Annotated in this window: 29 protein-coding genes; 28 read left to right on the plus strand and 1 reads right to left on the minus strand. The window is 60.5% G+C overall.

The genetic code is table 11. The features are described 5' to 3' along the window. The first annotated feature begins 214 nt into the window (after positions 1–214). The 19 genes from J2D73_RS19105 (at position 215) to J2D73_RS19195 (ending at position 15,136) form a co-directional block, all read left to right on the plus strand. Positions 215–508, plus strand: coding sequence for a hypothetical protein (locus J2D73_RS19105; protein ID WP_207883919.1), 294 nt, complete (start codon positions 215–217; stop codon positions 506–508). Next, positions 501–992: a RusA family crossover junction endodeoxyribonuclease gene (locus tag J2D73_RS19110; RefSeq protein WP_243430106.1), complete on the plus strand. Its 492-nt coding sequence runs from the start codon at positions 501–503 to the stop codon at positions 990–992. The genes J2D73_RS19105 and J2D73_RS19110 overlap by 8 nt, the downstream gene beginning before the upstream one ends. A gap of 64 nt (positions 993–1,056) precedes the next feature. Continuing rightward, the gene (locus J2D73_RS19115) at positions 1,057–1,521 is read left to right on the plus strand and encodes a hypothetical protein (RefSeq protein WP_207883921.1); all 465 of its coding nucleotides are present in this window, start codon (positions 1,057–1,059) and stop codon (positions 1,519–1,521) included. Between the two features lie 2 nt (positions 1,522–1,523). Then, positions 1,524–2,285, plus strand: a complete 762-nt coding sequence (locus tag J2D73_RS19120; protein ID WP_207883923.1) for an ATP-binding protein — start codon at positions 1,524–1,526, stop codon at positions 2,283–2,285. A gap of 12 nt (positions 2,286–2,297) precedes the next feature. Continuing rightward, the gene (locus tag J2D73_RS19125) at positions 2,298–2,864 is read left to right on the plus strand and encodes a DUF669 domain-containing protein (protein WP_207883925.1); all 567 of its coding nucleotides are present in this window, start codon (positions 2,298–2,300) and stop codon (positions 2,862–2,864) included. Positions 2,865–2,949: 85 nt separating this feature from the next. Then, positions 2,950–4,572, plus strand: a complete 1,623-nt coding sequence (locus tag J2D73_RS19130) for a DEAD/DEAH box helicase family protein (RefSeq protein ID WP_207883926.1) — start codon at positions 2,950–2,952, stop codon at positions 4,570–4,572. Further along, positions 4,569–4,781: a hypothetical protein gene (locus J2D73_RS19135; protein ID WP_207883927.1), complete on the plus strand. Its 213-nt coding sequence runs from the start codon at positions 4,569–4,571 to the stop codon at positions 4,779–4,781. The genes J2D73_RS19130 and J2D73_RS19135 overlap by 4 nt, the downstream gene beginning before the upstream one ends. Then, complete coding sequence (locus tag J2D73_RS19140; protein ID WP_207883928.1) at positions 4,778–4,990, plus strand: hypothetical protein; 213 nt, start codon at positions 4,778–4,780, stop codon at positions 4,988–4,990. The genes J2D73_RS19135 and J2D73_RS19140 overlap by 4 nt, the downstream gene beginning before the upstream one ends. After that, a complete protein-coding gene (locus tag J2D73_RS19145; protein WP_207883929.1) occupies positions 4,987–7,179 on the plus strand; it encodes a bifunctional DNA primase/polymerase in 2,193 nt (730 codons plus the stop codon). Before J2D73_RS19140 ends, J2D73_RS19145 begins: the two co-directional genes overlap by 4 nt. Before the next feature lie 427 nt (positions 7,180–7,606). Further along, positions 7,607–7,819 (plus strand): hypothetical protein, encoded by a 213-nt coding sequence (locus J2D73_RS19150; RefSeq protein WP_207883930.1) that lies wholly within the window; start codon positions 7,607–7,609, stop codon positions 7,817–7,819. Next, positions 7,816–8,058: a helix-turn-helix domain-containing protein gene (locus tag J2D73_RS19155; protein WP_207883931.1), complete on the plus strand. Its 243-nt coding sequence runs from the start codon at positions 7,816–7,818 to the stop codon at positions 8,056–8,058. The genes J2D73_RS19150 and J2D73_RS19155 overlap by 4 nt, the downstream gene beginning before the upstream one ends. A 205-nt stretch (positions 8,059–8,263) precedes the next feature. Next, entirely contained in the window at positions 8,264–8,404 is a 141-nt protein-coding gene (locus J2D73_RS19160; RefSeq protein WP_207883932.1) for a hypothetical protein, read from the plus strand. A gap of 98 nt (positions 8,405–8,502) precedes the next feature. Further along, complete coding sequence (locus J2D73_RS19165; RefSeq protein WP_207883935.1) at positions 8,503–8,808, plus strand: hypothetical protein; 306 nt, start codon at positions 8,503–8,505, stop codon at positions 8,806–8,808. After that, positions 8,786–9,010 carry a hypothetical protein gene (locus tag J2D73_RS19170; protein ID WP_207883937.1) on the plus strand — a complete coding sequence of 75 codons (225 nt, stop codon included), beginning with the start codon at positions 8,786–8,788 and terminating at the stop codon, positions 9,008–9,010. Before J2D73_RS19165 ends, J2D73_RS19170 begins: the two co-directional genes overlap by 23 nt. A gap of 2 nt (positions 9,011–9,012) precedes the next feature. Further along, the gene (locus J2D73_RS19175; protein WP_207883938.1) at positions 9,013–9,315 is read left to right on the plus strand and encodes a DUF5681 domain-containing protein; all 303 of its coding nucleotides are present in this window, start codon (positions 9,013–9,015) and stop codon (positions 9,313–9,315) included. Then, entirely contained in the window at positions 9,308–10,588 is a 1,281-nt protein-coding gene (locus J2D73_RS19180; protein ID WP_207883940.1) for a PBSX family phage terminase large subunit, read from the plus strand. Before J2D73_RS19175 ends, J2D73_RS19180 begins: the two co-directional genes overlap by 8 nt. 43 nt (positions 10,589–10,631) lie before the next feature. Next, positions 10,632–12,875, plus strand: coding sequence for a portal protein (locus J2D73_RS19185; protein WP_207883942.1), 2,244 nt, complete (start codon positions 10,632–10,634; stop codon positions 12,873–12,875). Then, positions 12,872–13,660 carry a hypothetical protein gene (locus J2D73_RS19190; protein ID WP_207883943.1) on the plus strand — a complete coding sequence of 263 codons (789 nt, stop codon included), beginning with the start codon at positions 12,872–12,874 and terminating at the stop codon, positions 13,658–13,660. Before J2D73_RS19185 ends, J2D73_RS19190 begins: the two co-directional genes overlap by 4 nt. Before the next feature lie 186 nt (positions 13,661–13,846). Next, complete coding sequence (locus tag J2D73_RS19195; RefSeq protein ID WP_207883944.1) at positions 13,847–15,136, plus strand: P22 phage major capsid protein family protein; 1,290 nt, start codon at positions 13,847–13,849, stop codon at positions 15,134–15,136. Here the strand turns inward: J2D73_RS19195 and J2D73_RS19200 are convergent. Next, positions 15,133–15,294 carry a hypothetical protein gene (locus J2D73_RS19200; protein ID WP_207883945.1) on the minus strand — a complete coding sequence of 54 codons (162 nt, stop codon included), beginning with the start codon at positions 15,292–15,294 and terminating at the stop codon, positions 15,133–15,135. The two genes, J2D73_RS19195 and J2D73_RS19200, sit on opposite strands and share 4 nt — an antisense overlap. Before the next feature lie 23 nt (positions 15,295–15,317). Here J2D73_RS19200 and J2D73_RS19205 point away from each other — a divergent pair, with 23 nt between their 5' ends. The 9 genes from J2D73_RS19205 to J2D73_RS19245 all read left to right on the plus strand — a co-directional run. Beyond that, positions 15,318–16,169, plus strand: coding sequence for a hypothetical protein (locus J2D73_RS19205; protein WP_207883946.1), 852 nt, complete (start codon positions 15,318–15,320; stop codon positions 16,167–16,169). Beyond that, entirely contained in the window at positions 16,166–17,854 is a 1,689-nt protein-coding gene (locus J2D73_RS19210) for a glycosyl hydrolase family 28-related protein (protein ID WP_207883947.1), read from the plus strand. The genes J2D73_RS19205 and J2D73_RS19210 overlap by 4 nt, the downstream gene beginning before the upstream one ends. A 3-nt stretch (positions 17,855–17,857) precedes the next feature. Further along, a complete protein-coding gene (locus J2D73_RS19215; protein WP_207883948.1) occupies positions 17,858–19,315 on the plus strand; it encodes a hypothetical protein in 1,458 nt (485 codons plus the stop codon). Next, positions 19,312–19,770 carry a hypothetical protein gene (locus J2D73_RS19220; RefSeq protein WP_207883950.1) on the plus strand — a complete coding sequence of 153 codons (459 nt, stop codon included), beginning with the start codon at positions 19,312–19,314 and terminating at the stop codon, positions 19,768–19,770. The genes J2D73_RS19215 and J2D73_RS19220 overlap by 4 nt, the downstream gene beginning before the upstream one ends. Further along, a complete protein-coding gene (locus tag J2D73_RS19225; RefSeq protein WP_207883952.1) occupies positions 19,734–20,051 on the plus strand; it encodes a hypothetical protein in 318 nt (105 codons plus the stop codon). The genes J2D73_RS19220 and J2D73_RS19225 overlap by 37 nt, the downstream gene beginning before the upstream one ends. Then, on the plus strand, positions 20,048–20,410 hold the full coding sequence (locus J2D73_RS19230; protein ID WP_207883953.1) for a hypothetical protein: 363 nt from the start codon (positions 20,048–20,050) through the stop codon (positions 20,408–20,410). The genes J2D73_RS19225 and J2D73_RS19230 overlap by 4 nt, the downstream gene beginning before the upstream one ends. Next, entirely contained in the window at positions 20,407–21,300 is an 894-nt protein-coding gene (locus tag J2D73_RS19235) for a hypothetical protein (RefSeq protein WP_207883954.1), read from the plus strand. Before J2D73_RS19230 ends, J2D73_RS19235 begins: the two co-directional genes overlap by 4 nt. Continuing rightward, positions 21,300–22,820 carry a hypothetical protein gene (locus J2D73_RS19240; RefSeq protein WP_207883955.1) on the plus strand — a complete coding sequence of 507 codons (1,521 nt, stop codon included), beginning with the start codon at positions 21,300–21,302 and terminating at the stop codon, positions 22,818–22,820. Before J2D73_RS19235 ends, J2D73_RS19240 begins: the two co-directional genes overlap by 1 nt. After that, the coding region (locus J2D73_RS19245) for a transglycosylase SLT domain-containing protein (RefSeq protein WP_207883956.1) at positions 22,810–24,229 on the plus strand (1,420 nt) is incomplete at its 3' end. The genes J2D73_RS19240 and J2D73_RS19245, both read left to right, overlap by 11 nt.

Consider the following 24,229-nt stretch of genomic DNA (forward strand, 5'->3'; position numbering starts at 1 on the left):
GACGGTCTTCCATCGTCGCGTCGGGGTTCAGTTCCTTCCACAGGTTCGTAGTTACAAGAATAGATAGCAAGAGTTCTTCGTCGTCGTTCAACTCAGGATCGAGTTTCCACACCCCCATTCTCAGTTATTCCCTCAATCTCGTTCTGCAAAAATGAGGTTAGCAGGGAGCTTTTCCGAGATGGCGGAATTCTCGTCCGTGAACAAAGAAAGTGCAATGAGTTACGCAATACCCGTAGACGTCGAGATGCAGACCATCGTCCAGACCGCCGCTGAACCTGTTCGCGCCGGTGAGACGATTGGGGCGCAGATCAGCCGAGCGGCGCGCGTGCTTGGCATATCGCCGGGACGGTGCAAGCGGTTCTGGTATCGAGAAGTAAAGGCGATCCTCGCCGAGGACGCCGACACGTTACGCAATTGGCATCGCGGCTGGCAGCTGCGTCAGATCGCGACGCTTGACCAGAAATTACTAAATCTGAAAGCAGAATTGGGAAAATGCTCACATGCATAATCATGATGCAGCACTGTTGGATAATCGCAGGGAGCTTCTGTCTGGCAAGGGCGGAACAGTGCAAACGATGGAGCGTCCGCCTGCAAAGCCGTTGGTGATCGCGATCCCAGGCGAACTGCGCGGAAAGGGGCGTCCGCGCTTTGGTAATGGCCGCACGTTCACCGACGCCAAAACCACGAACGCGGAAGCGTGGGTGCGATCCTGCGCCGTCGAGCAGGTCGGCCAGCCGATGCTTGATGGCCCGGTTCAGTTGCGCATCGAATATGAGATCGCAATCCCGAAGTCGTGGCCGAAGAAAAAGGCGTCGGACGCTCGCTGCGGAAGGCAGAAGCCGACAGTGAAGCCTGACGTCGATAATGTCGCGAAACTTGTCGGCGACGCGCTCAATGGGATCGTGTGGCGAGACGATAGCCAGATTTACGAACTTCATGTGTCGCGGCGATACGCCGACGTCCCGAAAGCCACTGTCACCATTTACGCATGACCCTCTGGAACCGGCGTGCGCGTCGGCTCTGGTGGTGCATGGGGCACCTATGGAGAAGTTAGGAATGAGTCTTCAAAACCGCGTCACACTCGAAGACTTCGAGAAGATGTCTGCAAGCGATGCGTCGCATCTGCCGCCCGACATGCTTTTCGAGATCGAGGGGGAAGTGATCGAACTGGACCGGCGAAGCAAAGACCTGAAATGTCGGCTGTCGGCGGCGCTCAACCTGAAATACGGCGACACCGCCGATGGAGAGAGAAAGGGCGACTACGGCAAGGTTCGCATCGTCGACGCAGGTTTCGTCATCGAGTGCAACAAGCCGAAGTCCGTTGATTGGGACAGCGACGGCCTGCGCGCGTTCGCGAAGGAGCTTGCAGAGCAGGGCGAGCGGACTGACGAATATCTCAAGATCGAGATAAGCGTCCCGGAGCAGGCTTACAAGAACTGGCCGTCCGGTCTACGCGCGCAGGTCGATCCTTTCCGCACGGAGAAAGCCGGGAAGCCCACCTACAAAATGTTCAGGGGCTGATCATGAGCATGATGCTTTCTCAAATCCAGACCGGCGTCGTTCATAAGCCGCCGCGCATCGTCATCTATGGCGTGCATGGCGTCGGCAAGACGTCGCTCGCCGCTGGCGCGCCTGATCCGATCCTGATCCAGACGGAAGACGGCGCTGATGAAATCGGCGTCGCGCGCTTCCCGCTCGCAAAGACGCTTGACGACGTTTACATGCAGATCGGCGAACTCGTGACGGAAGATCACGGCTTCAGGACCGTCATCTTCGACAGCGCCGATTGGGCTGAAAAGCTCGTCTGGGAAGCGACGTGCGAAGACAACGGATGGAAGTCGATCGAAGCGCCCGGCTTCGGCAAGGGCTACGTCGAGGCGGAGAACACATGGAAGAAGGTTCTCGAAGGCTTCGATGCGCTTCGCGCCAAGGGAATGTGCGTCATCATCCTCGCCCATTGCGAGGTGAAGCGCTTCGACGATCCGACGAACGACGGTTACGACCGGTACCAGATCGCCGTCCACAAGCGTGCGTCCGAGACCCTGCAGGAGTGGGCCGACGCGGTCCTTTTCCTGAACTGGCGCACGATGGTTCAGGAAAAGGACCAAGGCATGGGTCGCAAGATCACGAAAGGCAAAGGTAACGGCCAGCGCATTCTCTACACCGAGGAACGCCCGGCGGCCATCGCCAAGAACCGTTACGGCATGCCCGACAAGATCGACCTGCCGAACAACCCGACGCAGACATGGGGCGCGCTCGCCCAGCATCTTCCATTCTTCGCATAAGGACACACGACCATGGGTAATCTTTCCGACTGCAACTACGCCGACGCACCAGACGCTCCTGAGTTCGATCTCCTGCCGCCCGGCGATTACACGGGCGAGATCGAAAGCGCGGAGATGAAGGATACGAAAAGCCGCGATGGGCGCTATATCAAGCTGAAAATTCAGATTGATGGCTCAAACCGCAAGTTGTTCCACAACCTGAACGTCTACAATCCGAGCCAGCAGGCGCAGGAGATTGGCCGGAGCCAGTTGAAGAAGATCGCCGAAACGAATGGCCGCGTGATCGACGATAGCGAAGATCTGGTCATGTGCCGCGTGAAGATGCGTGTTGCGGTCCGCCCGGCGCGCGGCGAATACGCGGCGCAGAACGAGATCAAGTCCTTCATGGATCTCGACGGCGGCAGCAAGGGCGCTAGCGTTCCTCGCGAGACGCGCGTCGCCCAGGCGAATAACGGCCCGGTAGCGCGCGCGGCGGCATCTCGTCCGGTTCAGTCGTCGCAGGCCGAAAAGCCGTGGCTGAAGAAGCGTCAGGAGACGCAGAACGCAACGGCTGATCTCGACGACGAGATTCCTTACTAAGAAAGCCTGCCGGGCGCGCTCAGTTTGGCAGCCGGGTCGCGCCCGGCATCTCCACTCCCATCAATGACAAGAGCAGGAGGCAACCGTGGCAGATTTGCTCACGGCAGGAAAGATGCGTCTGCGTGATTACCAATCCGAGGCCGTGGCAGCGACGTGGGACTGGATGCAGAACAACGACGGCGCGCCGATCATCGACGCCGCCGTTGGCGCCGGCAAGTCTATCATCATGGCCGAGATCATGCGGCAGGCGCATTCGTATCAGGACGATGTGCGCGTTCTTATGCTAACGCATTCCAGCGAACTCGTGCGCCAGAACCACGCCAAGCTGTCAGCGCTCATGCCCTGGGCGGACAGCGGCATCTATTCGGCGGCGCTGGGCAAGAAAGACCTTCAGGCGCAATTCCTGTTCGGCACCATCCATTCGGTGTGGAAGAAGGCTTACGATTTGGGTCGCGTGCATCTGATCCTCGTGGATGAGGCGCACACGATCAGCCGTAAGCAGAAGACGATGTGGGGTCGGTTCCTGCAGGACGTCACCATCTGCAATCACGACGTTCGCATGATCGGCCTGACCGGCACGCCGTGGCGTCTGGATAGCGGATCTCTGACGGACGGCGACGACAGGCTGTTTCACGGCATCAGCTACAAGATCGGCATTCTCGATCTGATCAACCGCGGGTTCCTCGTGCCGGTCGTGACTGAGCCGACCGGTCTGCGTGTCGACACCAGCGACGTCCGCAAGACGGCGGGAGACTACAACGTCGGGCAGTTGACCGGCGCAGTCGACCGCGTGACCGAGGAAGCCGTCGATGATTTCATCAGGCGCGGCGGCGACCGCCGGTCGTGGATGATCTTCGCGCCGTCCATCGAAAGCGCCGGGCATATTCGCGACGCGGTGCGCGGGCGCGGCGTGTCCTGCGAGATCGTGACAGCAGACACGGACTCTGGCGCCCGCGAACGCATCCTCGGCGCGCTTCACCGCGGTGCGCTGCGCTCGGTCGTGAGCGTCGGAACATTGACCACGGGCGTCGACGTTCCGCCAGTCGACATGATCGTCGCGCTTCGCCCCACCATGTCGTCGGCGCTGGTGATCCAGATGATCGGGCGCGGGCTGCGTCTGTCGCCGGGCACTAGAAAAGAAAACTGCCTGCTGGTCGATTACGCCGGGTGGCTGTCGCGGCATGGTCCGGTCGACCTGATCGAGCCGCCGGCGCGCAAGGGTTCGGGCCCAGCGCCCACGAAGCAATGCGAGCAGTGCGACACCAAGCTGCCGATCCACATCATGACGTGTCCGACGTGCGGTTTCGAGTTTCCAGCGGTCGAGAAGCCTGAAGCGCGTCTGGTGGCGTCGGCGTTGCCTGCGCTGTCGACACAGCGTGAACCGCGCCGGGTGCGTGTGGTCGGCGTCAAATACGCGCGCCATCAGGGGAAGAACGGAAAGCCTGACACGCTGCGCGTCGATTACGACACCGGCATTCAGACCTATCGCAAGTGGGTGCCGATTGAAGGCGAGCTTAATGCGCGCACGATGGGTCGCGTGTGGTGGTCGAAGGCTCGGGAGCCGGGGAACGTCAACGCCGCGCCAGCTTCGATCGCGGAAGCGCTGGAGCGCGCGCCTTCAGAACTGCGGGCGCCGCGCGAGATCGAGATCGTCCCTGAGGGGAAATACTGGTCAGTAAAAAACATGTTTTACGAGGCGCAGGCATGAAGAAAAAGGATCCGCTTGAAGCGGCGATGGATGGCGCTCTCGCGTGGATAGAGCAGTCCGGAAAGACGAACTTCGAGCAGTTCACGGAGATGGATGCGCGCAGCTTTGTGGCCCGGATCATCGACGATTACGTGATGGCATGCGCCGCGACTTGGCGTGTTGACAAAATGATGCAGGTCGCTGAACCGAGGCGGGAGATAGTGGAATGAAGATGATGATCGAGCCCGGGGATATCGGATCATGGATCGGGATAGAGTCATTATGGGTAGGTAAATGCCTCGTGATGGCCATCACGTCAGGAGGGGGCTTCATCATCGCCGAAACCGATACCGTCGATCAGGGAAAGCAACTCGCGCAGCTTCTTGGGTCGATCCACGACAAGCCGGTTTCATACCACGAGAGCATCCAGAAGAAATGAGCGATGGAAACGACGCGTTCAAGGTCGCGTATCAGCGCGCGCTTATCGTGGCGAAGATGGGGCTTCCTGTTTTCCCGTGCGGCAGCAACAAGCAGGCGCTAAAATCTGGTGGTTTTCACACGGCGACGACAGATGAGAAAGAAATTCTCGATCTATGGCACGAAACGCCGGGAACGCTGATAGGCGTCCCGACCGGACGGGTGTCTGGATATGATATTCTCGATCTGGATTGGGGCAAGGGTGGAGATATTTGGTGGGAAGAAAACCGCGACCGACTTCCGCCAACCCGGATACAGAGAACGAAATCCGGCGGTCTGCACGTATTTTTCAATCACAACCCAATGGTGCGGCGTCGCATAAGCGACATCGCTCCGGGCGTGGACACCCTGGGAGACGGCGGCTACGCGATATGGTGGCATGCTTTTGACTGCCCTCTTGTTGAGGATAGTCCTGTCGCTGACTGGCCGGAGTGGCTTATCGATCTGATAGGATCGAGAGACAGCCGCGACCATGCATCGTATTCACAAACAAGGCAGGTCCATGTTGAGCCAGACAGTAGCCGGGCCGTAGAGCACCTGATCGAGCAATGCGACCTGATCCGCGATGCGCGCGAAGGGTCAAAGCGCGACACCATCAACCGGGTTGGAATGACGGTCGGTGGATGGGTTGCGGGTGGACGCCTGAGTGAAAGCATGGCGTATTCGCATCTCTCGTCTGCCGTCGACAGCATCTTGCACCTTTGCAAGAACCGACGCCACGCGATCGACACTCTGCGCGTGGCGTTCTCTGACGGAAAGCAGAAGCCGCTCTATCCGGAGATTATGGAGCGCGAGGAGATATCAGACGATATCGCGCCGATTTTCGCCAAACTCGATGCTCAAGGCATCATCGTCCCTGAAGACGACCCCAACGACTACGAGGCCGATGACCTTCCGCCTATATCGATTGAAGGGCTTCTGCAGGTAGATGGGTTCCTGAAGGCGTTTGTGGATTACGCAACGCGAACAGCGCGGCGCCCTCAACCTTTTGTAGCTCTCGCCGCCGCCATTGCGTTCGTTGGAGCTATAGCTGGACGTCGGTATAGAACCGAGAGCGATCTGCGCACGAACGTCTATACCGTCTCCATTCTCGACAGTGGCGGCGGCAAGGATCATGCGCGCAAGATCATCAAACGCATCTGCCACGAAGCTAAGCTGGATCAATACCAGGGCGGCGGCGACATCGCATCCGCCAGCGCGCTCCGCACCAGCCTGCACGCGCACCCGGCGCGCGTTTACATGCTCGACGAGTTCGGCGACTTCATGGGGTCGATGCTCGGGCGCAAGGCCAGCCAGCACAAGGCAGACGTCGCCCGCCTCCTGAAGGAGCTTTACACGTCGGCCAGCGACAAGATGATGGGCACCGAGTATGCCGACGACAAGCAGAAGCCGCGTAAGGACATTTGGGAGCCGTGTGCGTGCATTTACGGCACCAGCACCCCGGCGCAGTTCTGGAGCGCTGTAGCGGGCGCTTCTCTATCTGACGGCCTGATGGCGCGCTTTCTCGTGTTCGTGCCGGATGACGATTACCCAGCCGTCCAGTCGCCACCGTTTGAAGAAGTGCCAGACGCGCTGATCGACATGGCGAAGGCGATCGCCAGGGGATCAGAAGCGCACGAGCCGCCCAATGTGGCGAACATTGTCCGTTCAGATGCCCCGAGCGCGCCTTACACAGTCCCCTTGGACATGGTCGCGCAGGCCGAATTCCAGGCGGTTGAGGCGATCCAAGAGGCGTTGCTGAAAAAGTATCGGGGAACGCACGTCACGTCGCTCGCCAGCCGCATAACCGAGAACGCGATGAAGCTGGCGCTGATATCGGCTATCAGCAGACATTCGAAGGAGCCAATAATATCGCGCAAGGATATGGCGTGGGGCGTCAGTCTGTCCCTACTTTGCTACCAGACCATGAAAGATGGAGCGGAGCGCTACGCGTCCGAAAACGAAAATCAGGCCCGCGTGAAGATGGTTCTGGAGTGCATAAGGGCAAATGGAGGGAAGGCGTCCAAATCCGCTCTATGCAAAAGGATCAAAGGCAGGCTCACGTCCAGAGAGCGGGACGAGGCGATTTTGTCGCTTGAAGAGTCTGGCGAAATACGCATCAATAAGATCAGGACGGGCGGACGGGAAAAGTCGGTCTATGAAATCAGGTGAGGGGGCTTTTTGCCCCGAGAGGGGTAAAAAGAGGGGCAAAAAGTTTAGTTAAAAAATGGCGGTTAACAGCCAATATTTTACCATCTTACCCTTTTTGACCTTTTTGCCCCTAGGCGCACGTAGCGCCTATATATTGTAACTATCATGTAACACAATGTGCCGATTGTAACGGGAAAACTATGCCTGGGGCAAAAAGGTCAAAAAGGTATGTAGTTATATTATATTATTAATATATATAGATATTTATAAAATCTTTTTGCTCTACATAGTGACCTTATTGCCCCCTTCTTTCTCCAGTCTCATTTTAGATATGTACCCACGTCATACCGCCCTGCAATTTGTACATACCTAGTGAAATCGGGTGAATTCCCGGTCATGCGCAAGAAACCCGTACCCAAGCGCGGTGCGGTGTGGTAGGAGTTGGGGTATGACCATGCGCGTGGCCGCTTTTGCTTTTCGATTTTTCATCTCCTTTGGCTTGTCGCTACTTGGTGAGTCTGGGGTGCTTTATGTTGCGCACTGGAATCAAGCCCACGAATGGATTGAGTTGGGATTTGGTGTCGCAATATCGGCATGGTGCTTTATCGGAGCATCAATGATTTCTACTGATGCTGCATTGCATTGGAGGCTGTCGGCATGACGCTACTAACCCCCGCACAACTCCGAATGGCCCGATCCGGCCTGCGCATGACGGTTGCAGCAGTTGCCGAAGCCGCGTCGGTGTCGCCAGCCACAGTCACGAGCTTCGAGAACGGCGGGAACTGCCGTCCGCCGACGCTGAAGGCGATCAAGACCGCGCTTGCTGGGCGGGGTGTGTTTTTCAACGCTGATAGCGGGATGGCAGGGGTTTATTTGCCGGTTGTGGGTGGGGATGGGTGATGGCTCTCGATACAAAAATCACGGCGGAACAGATATCGGCGTTGCAGGCGCTAGACGATCAGGGGCCGATACATTTTTCACAGATCGTCAAAATGCAGAACAACCCCCTAGCAGCGACATCAATACCGACTGAGTGGATGAATTCGGACGGATCAAAAGTCTGGATATCGGACGCTGGACGTCGTTTCTTGCAGGAGAATCAGCCATGACTCTCGGCTCAGGAATAGCCTTCGCGGCGCTGATGGCCTGCACGGCTTGTGTGATGCGGGTTGATAGCCGCGTCGGATTTCTCTTTGGGCTCTGCGTGGCTCTGCCCTTGGGGCTCGTTTTGGCGCATGGGCTGTGAGCGTGCTCCGCCGCCTGCGCACATGGCGCAACGCGACCGTGTGGCCGTGGAGGGAGATTGCGCGCCTAGACAGGCTGTCGCAGGCGAATTGGAGGGCGATGGTCTTTCTGAACGAGAAGGTTCGCGAGAAGGAAGCACAACTCGCCGCGGTTACCGCCGAGCGGGATGCTGCGCGCGAACGGAGCGCTGCGCTCGCGAAGCAATACGCTGTCGGTTTCGCGGGGATAAGCTCGAAGTTGGCTGGCGCAGAAGCCATGCGGGCAGCTCACGAGCTGATTGAAAAAGCAAGCCGCAAGGATACGTGGGAGGCGGTATCTTCTTCGCTCAATTTGCAGAGGTATCTCGGCATGCAGCAACAAGACGCCACCAAGAGGTCACCAGATGGCCACGCACAAGCGCTATGACTGCGGTGGACATGCACGGTTCGAGGCGCGGTCTCAGGCTATCGCGCGGGCGAAACTCATGCGGGGCAATGACATGACCGTGCAGGCGTTTTCCTGCGCCGTGTGCGCCGGTTGGCATATCGGCGGGACGAAGTGGATGCGGAACCTGCAGAAGAGCCCTGCGCCGCGTGTGGTGTGTATTGGCGTGGGAGGGCTGGAGTAGTCGTGGCCGCTGAACCTACAGCTCCAAAGCAGCGCGGGAAGCCATTCAAGGCTGGCCAGTCAGGAAACCCCTCTGGCCGCCCAAAAGGATCGCGCAACAAGCTCTCGGAATCCTTCATCGCAGCGCTTTACGATGACTTCGAAGAGCACGGCGTGCAGGCGATCCAGACCATGCGCGTAGAGAAGCCGGGCGATTACGTGAAGGCGATTGCCTCGCTGGTGCCTGCGCAGTTTCAGGCCGTCGACAAGAACGGCGACGCGACAGACCTGAACCTGACGGTGACGTTCGTGAGGAAAGATGCCTGAGATCGTCATTCCTGACTGCTTCAAGTTCCTGTTCGACGATGCGCCCTACAAGGTGACGTATGGTGGTCGCGGATCAGGCAAGTCGCATTCTATCGCCCGCGCGCTGCTTATTCAGGGGGCGCAGGAAAAGCACCGCGTGCTGGCGTGCCGTGAGTTCCAGAACTCGGTTGGCGAGAGCGTCCACAAGCTGTTCGCGGACCTGATCGAGGAATACGATCTCCACGAGTTTTACGAGATCCAGAAGACGACGATCATTGGCCGCAACGGGACGGAGTTTCTGTTCGCTGGCCTGCGCCACAACGTCAGCAAGATCAAATCCTTCGAAGGCTGCACGCGCGTATGGGTCGAAGAGGCGCAGGCCGTCAGCAAAGGTTCGTGGGACATCCTGATCCCAACGGTCATGCGAACGGCGAAGTCTCAGATATGGATCAGCATGAACCCGGATCTGAACACGGACGAGACGTATCAGCGGTTCATTGCACATCCGCCGTCTGACGCCATCGTTCGCAAGATCAACTGGTCGGACAATCCGTTCTTCCCGGTTGGGCTGCGCGTCGAGATGCTGGCGCTGAAGGAAAAGAACCTGGACGAGTGGCTGCACATATGGGAAGGCCACCCGCGGCAGGCGCTCGAAGGCGCAATTTATGCGAACGAGATGCGGCAGGCGACGGAAGAACTGCGTATCTGCTCAGTCGATCACGACAAGTCTGCGTCGTGCTTCACAGCCTGGGATTTGGGCTGGTCCGACATGACGTCGATTTGGGTCTGGCAAAAGATCGGCTTCGACGTGCGCGTGATCGACTTCTACCAAAACCGCATGGAGGGTCTGGATCACTACATCGGCTGGCTGGAGCGGCGCGGATACAAATACGAACGGCATTTCCTGCCGCACGACGCCAATCAGGGCCAGCTTTCGGCGGCGGGCAAGACCATCGCCACGCAGTTGCGAACGCGTGGGATGCCGATCACCGTCCTTCCGCAACTGCCCATCAAGGCTGGTATCGCAGCCGCACGCACGCTTTTCCCGCGCCTGTGGTTCGACGAAGAGCGTTGTGCGGACGGTTTGGATTGCCTGCGCCGGTATCGTTATGACGTCGATCAACAGACGGGCCAGTATTCATCCAAGCCGTTGCACGACGACGCATCGCATGGCGCGGATGCACTGCGACAAATGGCAGTAGCCATCAACGATCCGAGGCCAAAAGAGACCAAGACGGCACCGCGCCTGACGCCGCAATTCGCCCCATCCCCCAGCGCGTGGGGCGCGTTGTGATTTCTCTGTACCAATCAATATGCATCATGCTATAAGGTATTCCATGCCGAATAATGACGCTGACGACGCGCCTGACAATGACGACGACATCATCTCCGAGGTCCAGTCGCGCTACGAAGAGTCCATGTCCTACACAGGACCGTGGCGAGAACGCGCTCGCGACGATCTTCGGTTCTTCTACGGCGACGCCTACAACCATGGACAGTGGGATGACGCCGTTTATCAGGCGCGCATGGGCACGTTTGGCGGATCGCCGCGCCCGACGCTGACGATCAACAAGACCGCGCAGCACGTGTTCCAGGTCGAGAACGAAGCGCGTCAGTCGCAAATGGGCGTGAAGATTAACGCCACTGGCTTTGGCGCTATGGCCGAGGCTGCCAACGCACTTGAAGGCATCGTGCGGCACATCGAATACCAGTCGAACGCACAACAGAACGCATATGCCTGCGCCATTCAGGGTCAGGTGAGGGAAGGGCTTGGCTGGTTCCACGTCGTCACGGATTACGTCGGGCCCAACACGTTCGATCAGGATTTCTACATACGCTCCGTGCCGAACCCTTTGAGCGTGCATTTCGATCCGGCGTCGACCGAGCCTGATCATTCCGATCAGAATTGGGCGATGATCGTCGAGGAGATGGACCGCGACGAGTTCTCGCGACTGTATCCCGGCCACGACGACGTGTCGCGCGCGCCGCTGGGTGTGATGGACGGCAATGATGACTGGTGCAGCGACAATACCGTGCGCGTCGCTACGTATTACCGTCGCAGTGAGACGAAAGACACGCTGTGGGCGAACCCGAAAGACCCGACCGCGCAGCCAGTGCTTCAGAGCAAGATGGAGCCTGAGCTTGTCGAGATGCTGCGCGAGATGAAGGCTCCGTCTCGCAAGGTGTCGTCGCACATGGTCGAGAAATACGTCATCGCGGGCAATGCAGTCATCGCGAAAGGCGAGACGGTGTTCTCGATGATCCCGCTGATCCCCGTCGTCGGCATCGAGCGACGCGGGTGTGATGAGGATGAGGCGGATTTCTCGGGGCTGGTGCGGTCTCTGATAGATCCGCAGCGGATGTATAACTACTCGGCGTCTGCGTTCGTCGAGAGCATCGCAACCCAGAGCAAGACGCCGTGGCTCGCAGACACGCGCGCGATCGAGGGATACGAGGCGCAGTGGTCGCAGGCGAACACGAGCAATCAGGCGTATCTGCCGTTCAACAGCACGTCGCTCGACGATGGCACGACGCTCCAGCCACCGACACGCATTGACCCGCCAACAGGCAGCACTGGCCATTTTCAGGCCATGCAGGCCGCCGACCTGCAAATGCAGATGGTCACCGGCCAGTATCAGGCCGAGATGGGTGCGCCGGGCAACGAGAAGTCTGGCAAGGCCATCAACGAGCGCCAGCGCCAGAGCGATACGGCGAATTACCACTACACCGACAACCAGGGCATGGCGCTGCGGTATTGCGGACGCCTCCTGATCGACGCCATCCCGCGTCTGTATGACAACATGCGTGCGGTTCAGGTTCTTGGGCTCGACGGCACGCAGACGTCAGCGATTGTCGACCCGTCGTCACAAAAAGCCGCCACGGTCGCGCTTCCGCCTAGCGCAGATGGCCAGCCGCAACAGCCGCCGCAGGGGATGTCGCTCGACAAGCAGATGGAGCTTCAGGGCGCCATTCTCGCGGTCAACCCAAGCATTGGCCGCTATGACGTCGAAGCGGACGTTGGGCCAGCCTTCGCCACGCAGCGGCAGGAGGCGTTCAACGCGCTCACGCAGATATTGCAGGCCGCGCCGCAGTTGATGGGCCAGATCGGCGACCTCGTGTTCAAGGCGGCGGATTTCCCGCTGGCCGACGAGATCGCAGAACGTCTGAGGCCAGCAACCGACGATCCGCGCCTTGCTCAGGCACAGCAGGCGATCCAGCAGTTGCAGGCGCACGCTGCACAGCTCGAGCAGCAGCTGAAGGACAAGCAGGCCGACATCGCCATCCGCGCCGGGGAGGCTGACCACGCGAAGGTGAAAGACGCGATGGCGGCTGACACGAACCAATACAAGGCGGAGACCGACCGCATGGCGGCCATTGGCTCGACCGATCCAGACGCGCTGCGCGTGCTGGTGCATCAGTTGGTGGCTGAGGCCCTGCGTAACGGACCGCCGCCCGAAGATGGCGCGATGCCCGCAATGCAGGACGGGCCATCAGGTCCGCTGCCGCGCCTTCCTTCAGACAATCCCCCAGGCGGCGAAATACACGCTGCGAACCCCGTAACCGGAGCCGTTGACGCATGAGCGAAACCCTCACCCTCGAAACCCCCGCCGTCGATATCGTCACCGACGCGCCCGCGCTCGATACGCAGATCGAGACGCCGGAGAATGGTGGCGAGCAGCCGGAAGCCGCGCCCGCCAAGCAGGACGAGACGCCTGCGTGGGCGCGTCGCCGGTTCGACGAGTTGACCGGCGCCCGCCGGGCCGCCGAACGCGAGAACTCATCTCTAAAAGAGGAATTGGAGGAAACGCGGCGGGCGCTTGCCGCCGCGAGAGGCGAAGAAGTCCAGACAAGGCATCTCACGGAAGACCAGATACGCGCAGAGGAGCGACAGAGATTTGACGGGCAGCAGTCAGAGCGAGCGTTCGGCGCACGAACCGACGTCATCGCGTCTGCGCTCGCAGCGGCTCATGGGCCGGACGCTGTAGGTCGCGCAACCAGCCTACTCACTGAGCGCGCCGGGCTCGATTTCACGAACACCAACCATCGTTCTGTGATCGAGGATATTTCGGACTTGCCAAACTCGGGCGATGTGTACTACGCTCTTGCCCACGACCCGGACGCGGCAAGCGCCATTCTCGATGCGTCACCACGCAGGCAGTATGCGCTTCTGATGGATTTCGCTGGCAAGCTGAAGAAACCCGAAACGCAGGCCACGCAAGCGGCCCCAGCGCCTCAGGTTTCGAAAGCCCCGGCTCCCGTCAACGCTCCGACCGGTGCGGCAAAGTCGGGCAAACGCTCGATCTACGATCCGAACATTTCCCCTGCCGAGTTCGATCGGCTCTGGAAATCTGGCGTTCGTAGCTAGAACTGACGCGGCGCAGTATATCGCCGCAGAAGCCACGGGGCTATAATCCGGCTGTTTTCTGGTGTCACATAACCAGACGTCGACGGACGCTAAATCGGCTGTTTCCGGTTCTCTAACCGGCACACGTTCTGCCTTTGGCGAGAACGGCACGATAGGCGCAAGAGCGCCATGTAGTGAGCCGAACCCGTGGCAAACCAACTTATTAATGACATGATCATCACGAAGCGCGCGTTGCCGCTCTTTCGTGACACCAACGGCTTCATCAAGAACGTCGACCGTTCCTATGACAGCTATTTCGGTAAGTCCGGCGCGAAGATTGGCGCGAGCGTCAACGTCCGGCTGCCCAACGATCCGGTTGTGGGCGATGGCGCGACCGTATCGCCGCAGTTGATCACCGAACGCTCGGTCCCGCTGACCATTGCGTATCGCAAGCACGTCTCGCTGTCGTTCGACACGCAGGAGCGCACGCTGAACATCGACGATTTCAGCGGTCGATACATCGAGCCGTCCGTCAACAACCTGACGGGCACCGTTGCGAATATCGCGATGCAGCTTGCGCTCGGCGCAGCCAATATGGTCCGCAACACCGACGCAAGCGGCAACACGATTGCGCCTGACTCTTCGACGTGGCTTCAGGCGAAAGCCAAGCTGACGAAACAGCACGCGCCGACCATGGACCGTTTCGCGGTTCTCGATCCCGACACCGACGCCAACACGGTTTCCGGCCTCATGGGGCTGTTCAATCCGCAGGCGAAGATCGGCGACCAGACCACGACTGGCTCCATGCAAGCTCCGCTGCTCGGCGTAAAAGAGTGGATCAGCGACCAGACCTGCCTTGTCACCACGACCGGCACGTTTGACGGAACCGCTACCGCGACAGGTGTGGTGACGAACCTGACCCAGAGCGGCAACACGATCCCGTCGCAGATCAGCCAGATTTACGCGCCGCAGCAGTCCGTCATTGGCACGTCGGCCATTGTCGGGACGCTGAATGTCGGCGACGTGATCACCATCGCTGGCGTCAATCAGGTCAATCGCGTGACCAAGGCGAGCTACGGCACTCCGATGCAGTTCGTGGTTCAGCAGGCCGCTGTAGCTGGGGCTACGTCCATCGTCGTGTCTCCTGCACTCGTCGGCCCCAACTCCGATGGGTCTCAGGCGCAGTTCCAGACGGTAGACGCGACGCCGACGGCAGACGCGAACATCACTCTGGTCGGCAAGCCCGGCGAGACGATCCGCCGCAACATGATCTTCAACAAGAAGGCGATGACGCTCGTCACCGTCGACCTGATGGAGGTCAACAAGGGCGTCGTCGATTGCGGCATGGCCAATCTCGACGGCATCAGCATGCGCACGCTGACCTACTACAACGGCACTGACGACAGCCTCGGCACTCGTCTTGACGTGCTGTTCGGTATCGGCGTGCTGCGTCCTGAGTGGATATGCATCGTGCCTGACATAGTGGACGCTGGCTAACCGCCAGTGTCGCGATATCCGAAGACGCTGCACGCGCCTGACGGCTTCACGACAGTGACCGTCAGGGATGCGGACGAGGAGGATCGGGTAAGAGCCCGCTTTTCTGGCGTTTCAGACGACGAGCCGCCGCGCCGTGATGCGCCGCTGAAGCCGCTCATGCGCCGACGCGGGAGATCGCCCAATGTCAGGCAGTAACGGCGGAACTCCGAACGCCATCACTGGATACCTCGTCTCGGACCTTGTTGGTCTGGCCCTGCGTCAGCTTGGCGTCGGGGCAATGGGAACGACCGCCAGCGATCAGGACATCGCCGATGGCGTGATGCAACTCAACCTTCTGCTGGCGCAGTGGCAGCGCCGCCGGTGGCTTGTCCCGAATCTCGTTGATGAAGCATTCATCAGCACCGGCGCCAGCGTCTATTACATCGGGCCCGGGGCAAGCCTGGACACGCCCGTTCGTCCGGCGCAGATTGAGGCGGCTTATGCGCGCCTGTTGAATGGCGCTCCCCAACAACAAGACGGCGATTTCGCGAATACGGATTTCGACACGACGGATTTCGAGACCCAGAACGGCGGTCTTGATGGCCCCGGCTATCCGATCGATTATCCGCTGTCGCCCATCCCCTCATATGAGGATTACGCTGGCCTGAGCCTGAAGGCCCTGAAGACGTGGCCGAATTACTTCCACTACAATCCTGCGTTCCCGCTTGGCGAGTTCCGCCCGTGGCCTATTCCGCAGTCCGGGATATGGGAATTCCACGTTCTCTACGCGCAGCCGCTTCCGGCTGGGCTTACGGCGGCCAGCCCGATCAATCTGCCGCCCGAGTATTGGGACGCCATCATGTGGTGTCTCGCCGCGCGCCTTGCGCCGTCATACGGGCAGCAGGTCAACGATGTTGTGGCGTCTCAGGCGAGATCATCTCTCGCGACTATCCGCAGCGCGAACACGCAAATTCCCACCCTCGGAATGCCCGCGATCCTGACGCCTCTGAATAACCCGTTCTGGTGGCCCGGTCTGGAGATACAGAAACTATGAAGCGCCTTCTTCTGATCCTCATCTTCCTGCCGTCTCTGGCGCTGGCGCAGTCTATACCGGCGATGGACCGCCGCGTGACGTTGCAGGGGCCGACCGGCCTGAACTGGGCGATGTCGCAGAAGGCTGACACCAACAAGGGCGTCCTTACGAACCCAAGCGAAAGCAACGGAACGTACGCTGCGCCGTCTATCACCGGCGGCACGTCGACCAACCAGTCTCTGACGACGCCGAGCGTTACCGGCGGCACTGTGAGCGGGACGGACGAGAGCGCGGGGGTGGCGATGGCGACAAGCGGCACCACGAGCCGCACGCACGCACTGCACTACTCCGACACCACGAACGTGATGGACTTTGGGGCTGTCGCATCGCCGACCGTGGACAACACTGCGGCGTTCCAGGCCGCGATCAATGCTGCGTGCGCAAAAGTAACGGCGTCGAGTGGCGGAACGGCGTATCCTTCGACCGGTTCCACTGGAGCAGGGGACGTGTTCATCCCGCAAGGCAGATACGGCGTGACAGGTCCGATCGAGTGGACATGTCCAGTGCACGTGCATGGAGCAGGGCCAAGCAACACGACCATTGTGTGGATGGGGTTAGGCTCGGGACCGCTGTTCGACATGGCCGCTCCGCTGACCGACAGTAACCGCTACTGGTATGACGGTGCTGTTTATGACCTGAGCGTCGTCAACGGCGGCTCGCAGACGGGAGACGGGATCAAGATCACGCAGTGCAACGGCTGCGATGTGTTCCGGGTCAACACGTATGACCTGTATCGCTCTGTCGTCGTTTTCGCGGGGGCCGCAAACGGCATTCACGATTTCAACTTTAGGCAGGGCCACGAGCAGACTGTAAACGGCGTGTCTGCGGGCATGGAAGCCTTCAGCGTGGCGATTGAATATTACGGCTCTGACAACAACGGCGGAACTGGCTGCACGACAGCGGACCATGCGAATTGCACGACCCGAGGCGATATCCTCTCGATCTTCAACGGGCATGTTGATGCGGCGCTAGATGGAACACATGAGCCGATAGACTGCCTCTATATCCATGATTTCGCCGCGACCACGTGGGTCAAGAACATGACCTGCAATCAGGTAAGAAATGGCGCGGATATTCGGTGCGACAACTCAACAGGGATCGGACAGTGCCCGCAGTTCATGAACTTCGACCGGCTTGAGGTCGAGACCAACAACAGCGTCGGGACGAACCACAACTACGGGATTGCAGCCGACAACTTCGCGCATCTTGATTGCATTTCGTGCCAGCTTTTCGGATCGCAGGCGGGTCCGAACCTTATCACGACGAGCGCGACGCGGTTTCCGTCTGGAAATTTCGGTATCTTCGGCGGGAAGTTCCAGGCAGCCCAAGGCGCGTGTGCTGTGTTTCGTTCGGACGACACAACCGTTGAGGGCGGCCTGTTCACGGATTGCGGACTCGACGAGGTGAGCGCTGATCAGTGGGGCATCCAGTTCATTGGATCTACCAACAATTCGGTCTCACACGCGCAGTTCTGTCACGACGGGGTAGGGGCGACATCCCCGAACATGCGCCCGGTTGGGATAGACGAAACGACGTCGTTTACGCTGGTCGACGGCAGCATCATACAGAATTGCGCAGGCGGTTCCACGAACCTCAACACAAGCACGAACACCCACAATCTGATTGTCAACGAGATCGGGCCATAACGGATGGCGAGGATTAACCTCACCGGCGGTTCCTATCAGGCGCGGTCAGCTGCTGTAGCCGCGCAGCGCGTGCTCAATCTGTATCCCGAGCCGCTAAAGAACGGATCGGGCGAGCCGATTGGCTTCGCTTATTATCCGACGCCGGGCCTAGTTCAGGTCGCCACGTCGGCTGGCGTCGGGCGCTCCGCCTACCAGACCAGCCAGGGCGATGCGCTTTTTGTCATCGGGCCGATCCTTTACCGGATGGCGGCTGACGGCACACTCACCAAGATCGGAACTATCAGCGGCGGGACTGGTCCGGTAAGGATGTCCGACAACGGAACGACGCTTTTCATTGTTGACGGATCGCAGGGAGGTGGGTGGTATTGCTCGATGCCTTCGAAGCCGGGCGTCGGGTCTTTCGGTGATCTGACGCGCATTGCCGACAGCGCGTTTTATGGTTCATCCACAATCGCGCTGCTGGACACATTCTTTCTGTTCGTGAACCCGAACACGACGAACTGGTATACGTCTCAGGCGCAGTTTGCCGACGAGAGCACGACGCCGTTCGACAGTCTTTACGTCGCCAGCGACACGACAAGCCTTGGCACGATCATCGCCGTTTCTGTCGTAGGCCAATATATCTGGCTGTTTGGTCGCAATCAGGTTGAGTTCTGGTTCGACAGCGGCTCGAGCGATTTCCCGTTCCAGCGCGTAACCGGCGTAACCGTCGAAACGGGATGCGCCGCGCCGTATTCGATCGCGAAGGTTCCGACGACAGAGGCGACGCCGAACGGCGGCATCATCTGGGTTGGGCGCGATGCTGGTGGTTATGCGCGCGTCTACCTCGGGCAGCAGACAATGGCCGTGCCGTGCTCGACTAATCCGGTCGACGGCGCGTTGCAGGCAATGGGCGATCTGTCTGGCGCAATTGGCAACGTCTATCAGCAGGACGGGCACGTGTTCTATGTGCTGACCGTACCGGGGCAGTCTTCGTCGTGGGCGTTCGATGTGGCGACCGGCCTTTGGCATGAGCGGTGCGCCCTTGATGATGCCGGCAACGAGGTTCAGGTGCGGCCACTGTTTTACACGCAGGCGTATGGGAACATCTATGCGCTGGACCGCGACAACGGGTCTATTTACCGCGTGGACACGAGTGCCCTCGACGACGCGGGGACGCCGATCAAACGCCAGCGTGCATTCCCGCATCTTCTGAGCAACGGCACGCGGTCTATCCACCGCAAGTTCATGCTCGACATGCAGAACGGTTCAGGCATCAGCGTCGATGTTGACTGGTCCGATGATCGCGGCGCGACGTTCTGTAGTACGATAGCGTTGGGACTAGGCGCGTCCGGCAACATCTGGCCGACGATCTGGCGTCTCGGCCTCGCGCGAGACCGGGTTTACCGCGTTACGTGGACCGGCGCGGCGCAGGCGGCCCTGATGGGCGCGTTCGTCGACGCGGATCCGCTGCCGACATGAGTGGCAATATCAATACGCCGTTTATCGGCAACCGTCTGTGCAACGCGGATGGCACTCTGACCCAACAAGGTCAGGTGTTTGTCATGAGCCTCTGGCAGCGCACCGGCGGCGCTACGGGCGTGGACGCGTCGACACTGAATGTCGATGTCCAGTCAGCCGAGGCGCTGGCCGCGACGGCGAACGCGAACGCGGCGGCTGCGTCGTCGAACGCGGCCCAAGCGCAAGGGCAGGCGGCAACCGCCATCTTGAGTGCGAACAACGCGCAGACGACAGCGGCGCAGGCCGAGCAGGACGCGCAAACAGCTTTGTCAAATGCTCAGGATGTGCTAATCGTCACCATGCTCACGTCGAGCGCCCAAGTGGCAAAGACGGCACAATCTCTAGATGACGCGGCAGCATTCGCCGCGCTGAGTCAGATATGGCCGTCACAATTGCTGCAATCCAGCCAGGCGTAACGCTTGGCTCATCCTCCACGACAATCGCAACCGGCGCCGGGTCGACCACCACGATCACGACTGGCATCGTCGCCAACAGCAGCGCCGCAGCGATCACGCTCGCGGTGTCGGTCGCGCGTGCTGCGGGCGGGACGTTCCCGGTCATCGTGGGTCGGTCAGTAGCCGCCGGGAGTTCGGCGCTTCCGCCTGAGCTTGCGTCGTTCGTCCTCAAGTCAGGCGATACACTCACAGCAACCGGCGACGGGCTGTCGATAATCCTTAACGGGATGGTGGTGTCTTGAGGTGGCGTGACCGTCAGCTTTTCGGAAACCCTATTCCGGCATGCGCAGAAGTGTTTTCCCGCTTTGGCGCTGTTGCGATTTTCCTGCCGGTGGCTGGTCATGATGCGTGGGAAGTGCACGTTGCATCTCGACTTGACGCCCGTCGCCCGATGGTCATGCGCGCCTTCAGGCAGTTTTTCAAATCGTGGAGCAGGAGTCACCCGCGCGTCGATCTTTACGCGCCAATCATGAGGGTGAACGGCGCGGCCCGGATGCTGGCAGGGGCTTTCGGCTTCGAGCGCTGGCGCGTCGGCGTGATGGAATGGCCGGATGGGTCGATGATTGACACCGTGGTTTTCAGAAAGGAAGCGTTGGCGTGAATAGTGGGGCAATTGGCGCAGACGTGTCCGGCGCGACCGGTCTGGTAAGCGGTCTTCTCGGGTCGAGTAGCGCGAAGTCGGCGGCGAAAATTCAGGCCCGGCAGGCGTCCGCAGAGGCGCAGGCGCTTGGGCAGGCCGGAGAAGCTGCGCAGAATTACCTCAATCCCTACGTTGCGGCAGGGCAAAGCGCCCTCAGCAATATCGAGAGCAACAACGCTCTGTGGGGAAATATCAACAACGGATACACGGACAACGCGTATAGCACCGGCACGCAGGCGTCGAACATAGCCGATCAGGGTTATTCGACACTTCAGAACGCGGCCTCTAACACGCAAAACTTGATCAACAACGGCATCACGCAACAGTCGATTGAAAACACGCCGGGTTATGCGGCGATCAACGCGCTCGGGCAGCAGGGCGTGACGAACAGCGCGGCGGCGCGCGGTCTGGCGAATAGCGGCGCAGCGATGAAGGGCGCGGCGAACTACGCCACGACGATGGCCGATCAGACCTACCAGAATCTCTACAATGACCAGTTGAATTCGAACAATCAGCTTCTAAGCGCCGCGAACGATTACAACACGAACGCCGCCACGCAATTGCAGGTCGCGCAAAACTACCTGAACACGAACAGCGCCAATCAGCAGAACATCAGCAACGCGTGGGGCCGCGAGAACCAGTTGGTGAATTACGGCTCCACGGCCGCCACAAGCAGCGCGAAAAACGCCCTGACTGCGGCAGGCGCGTCCGCAAACTACGGTGCGCAGAGCGGGAATGCGTTGGCAAGTGGAACAGTGGGCAGCACCAATGCATTGACGAGCGGCCTTAACAGCGCGGGCAATTCCTACCTGCTTTACAATGCGCTGCTGAATGGCGGGAGTTCGTTCTGATGGCTGGCGAAATCGACACCTCAATTGCCCTGCGCGCCGGTCAACCGACCGTCAACATGCTTAACCCGCTGGAAGTGGCGAGGCAGGGCGCGGAATACCGCAATGCGCTCTTGGGCAACAAGATCAGGCAGAGCGAGTATGACTCAAAACTTGCTGCCGGTAACGCTCTTCTCGGCAACACAGCCGCAGACGGCAGCGTGAATTGGGACCGGGCGCGGTCGGACTATGCTAGAGCAGCCCGCGCCAATCCCTCTCTGGCCCTCGGCGCAGCGGACAATTTCTCTGCCAACAACACGGCGCGCACGGGCGCGGCGCAGGCGACAGACGAAGAGCTCTCGTTCCAGAACCACGCGCGCGACGCCGTTGCTGGCGCTTTTATCCGCGCGGCCAGCAATCCAACTGACGCCAACATTCGCGGGACAGGGGCGTTTATCGCGCACCTGACGCCGCAGGCCGCGCAGCAGATCGCGACGACGACGCGCGACCTTCTCTCGCTCAAGACGCCAGAGCAGCGGGCCGAGGCCATCAAGACGCTGGCCACCTCCACGCTGGGCGGGCATGAGCGCATCGCGGCGGCGTTCGGAACCCCAACGGTGGTAGACGACGGCAGCACGATCCAGAGCGGGACGCAGGGATCGGCACTGGACGGCGGCGCGTTTACGCCTGCGGCGGGAACGCAGCGGCAGGTGTCGCCAGAGTTCAACGCGCGTCCGATGGAGACGCGCGGACCCGATGGATCGGTGCGATACGTCCGTCAGGGCGTTGTCGCCGGGACCGACAAGCCAACCGTGCCGGTCGACGCTATGGGGGACGGGCGATACCCCGGAGCGCAGCAGGACTTCTCTGGTGCCGGGTCGGCAGCGCAGCCAGCCGGGTATGTCGCCAGTCCGCCAGCCGGGCAGCTCGAGGCGCAGCAGGCGACGGCAAAGGCTGGCGCGGAAGGCGCAAACGCGCTCATGCAGGCAGCGTCACAGCGCAACGACCGGCTGGCGATGCTGGGCAACATGGCGGTTGACTTGAAAGGCTTCACGCCGGGGCCGGGATGGTCGAAGCTTAGATCAATTCAGGCGTTTGCGAGTAATTGGGGTGTGCCGATCGACAGCGGCAATATTGACGCCGCGCAGAGCTTTGACAAATGGGCGCAGAACGTCGCCAACGCGCAGGCCAGCGCACTCGGTCATTCCGACGCGCGCCTTGCAGCCGCTGAGGATGCAATGCCGAACTCCAAGATGCAGAAAGGCACCATCGAACTGATGCTGCATCAGCTATCGGGCAACGAGGACGCCATCAACGCTAAGGCGCAGAAATGGCAGGAGTCAGGACTCCCGGCCGCGCAGTATCAGGCGTGGGAGCAGAAGTTCAATCAGAACTTCGACCCGCGCGCGTTTCAAATCCTGCGCATGACGCCATCTGAGCGTGAGACGACGTTCAAAGGATTGAAAGACACGGGCCAGTTCGACGCGTTCAAGGCCACTTACAACAAAATGGCCGCTGCCGGGCTGGTGCCGCGTGGCCGATGATCTGGAGCGCCATTACGAGCGCGCCGGGGAATATTGGGGCGTAGACCCGAACGTTCTTCGCGCCGTCCACATGGTCGAAGACCCCGGCGGCGACCCGGATGCACGGAGCCGTTCGGGCGCCATCGGGCACATGCAGTTCATGCCGGACACGGCCCGCGCCGTGGGCATCGACCCGCACGACCCGGTGCAATCGATCTACGGCGGCGCGCGCGTCCTGCGCGAAAACCTAGATAGATACGGCAATCTTCCCGACGCCCTGCGCGCCTACAATGCGGGCACTGACAAAAACAGATGGGGGAATCCTGAGACCATGGCCTATCCTCAGAAGGTGGCGGACCAGTATGCAGGTTTGCAGCGTGGCGGCGACGATCCGTTCGCGGGCGCCGGGACTTCCGCGCTGCCATCGAATAGAGAAAGCGACCAAAGCGGCAATGCCTTTGATAGCATGTTTGGCAAGTCCGGCGACGCTGCACCGCAATCTTCTGCGTCGTCAGCCGACCCGTTCGCGTCCGTCTTTGGCCACGAGGTCGACAGCGCACTTCCCGCGCGCGCCCACGCACACCAAGGATCATGGGCGGGCAATCTGGCGCAGTTCGGCGCGGACGCGGTTGACGCCGCCGGGCGCGAACTGAGCAAACCGGTCATCTTTGCCGAGAGCCATATCCCAGGTGTCGCCAAAGCGCTGAAAGGAACCGGCTACGCGCCGGACGAGTGGCGTGACCTCAACAAGTTCCGTGAGCAGGAGCAGGCCGGAGACTGGGGCGCTGGAGCGTCGCGGTTCGGTGGCGCACTGCTTGGCGACTCTTTAGTTGCGGGCGGCGTGAGTAAGCTTTTGCCCGCCGCAAAAGGCGGCATGCTGGCGCTGGCAGGACGGCGCGCGGCGGAAGGCGCGGCGACGGCTGAGTTGACCGACCAGAACCCGTTGGCCGGGGCTGCGCTCGGTGCGGCGAGTGTTCCAGTTGGTGTGGTGGCGTCCAAGGTTGGCGGGAAACTTACGGGCCGTGGCGGGAATGCTCTTATGCCGAGCGCGGCATCTTCGTCAGGCTCCGCGTCGTCCGCCCCGGCAGCGCAGGCTACGCCTATCTCAACTTCAGCACCTTCGGCATCAGCAGGGCAAGCCCCGCCTGAGTCAGTGCGTCTCGGCCTATTCACGTCCCCAAAGGACGCCGACAAGTTGGCCGCTCGCATATGGCAGGATTATCAGAACGGCGGCCCGGCTGCCTTGGTCCAGTCGAAGATTCCCGGCGTGCATCTGACGGCATCGCAGGCCACCGGCAACGCTGGGCTGGCGCAGCTTGAGCGCGTGCGCCGGGCGGCCAATCCATCACCGTTCACCGCGCTGGAACAGGCCAACGCCGAGGCGCGCAACGCCTACGCGCAGAAGGTCATTGGCACAGAGGACCAGCTGC

Source organism: Acetobacter sacchari (assembly GCF_017377715.1).
GTDB classification, from domain to species: Bacteria; Pseudomonadota; Alphaproteobacteria; order Acetobacterales; family Acetobacteraceae; genus Acetobacter; species Acetobacter sacchari.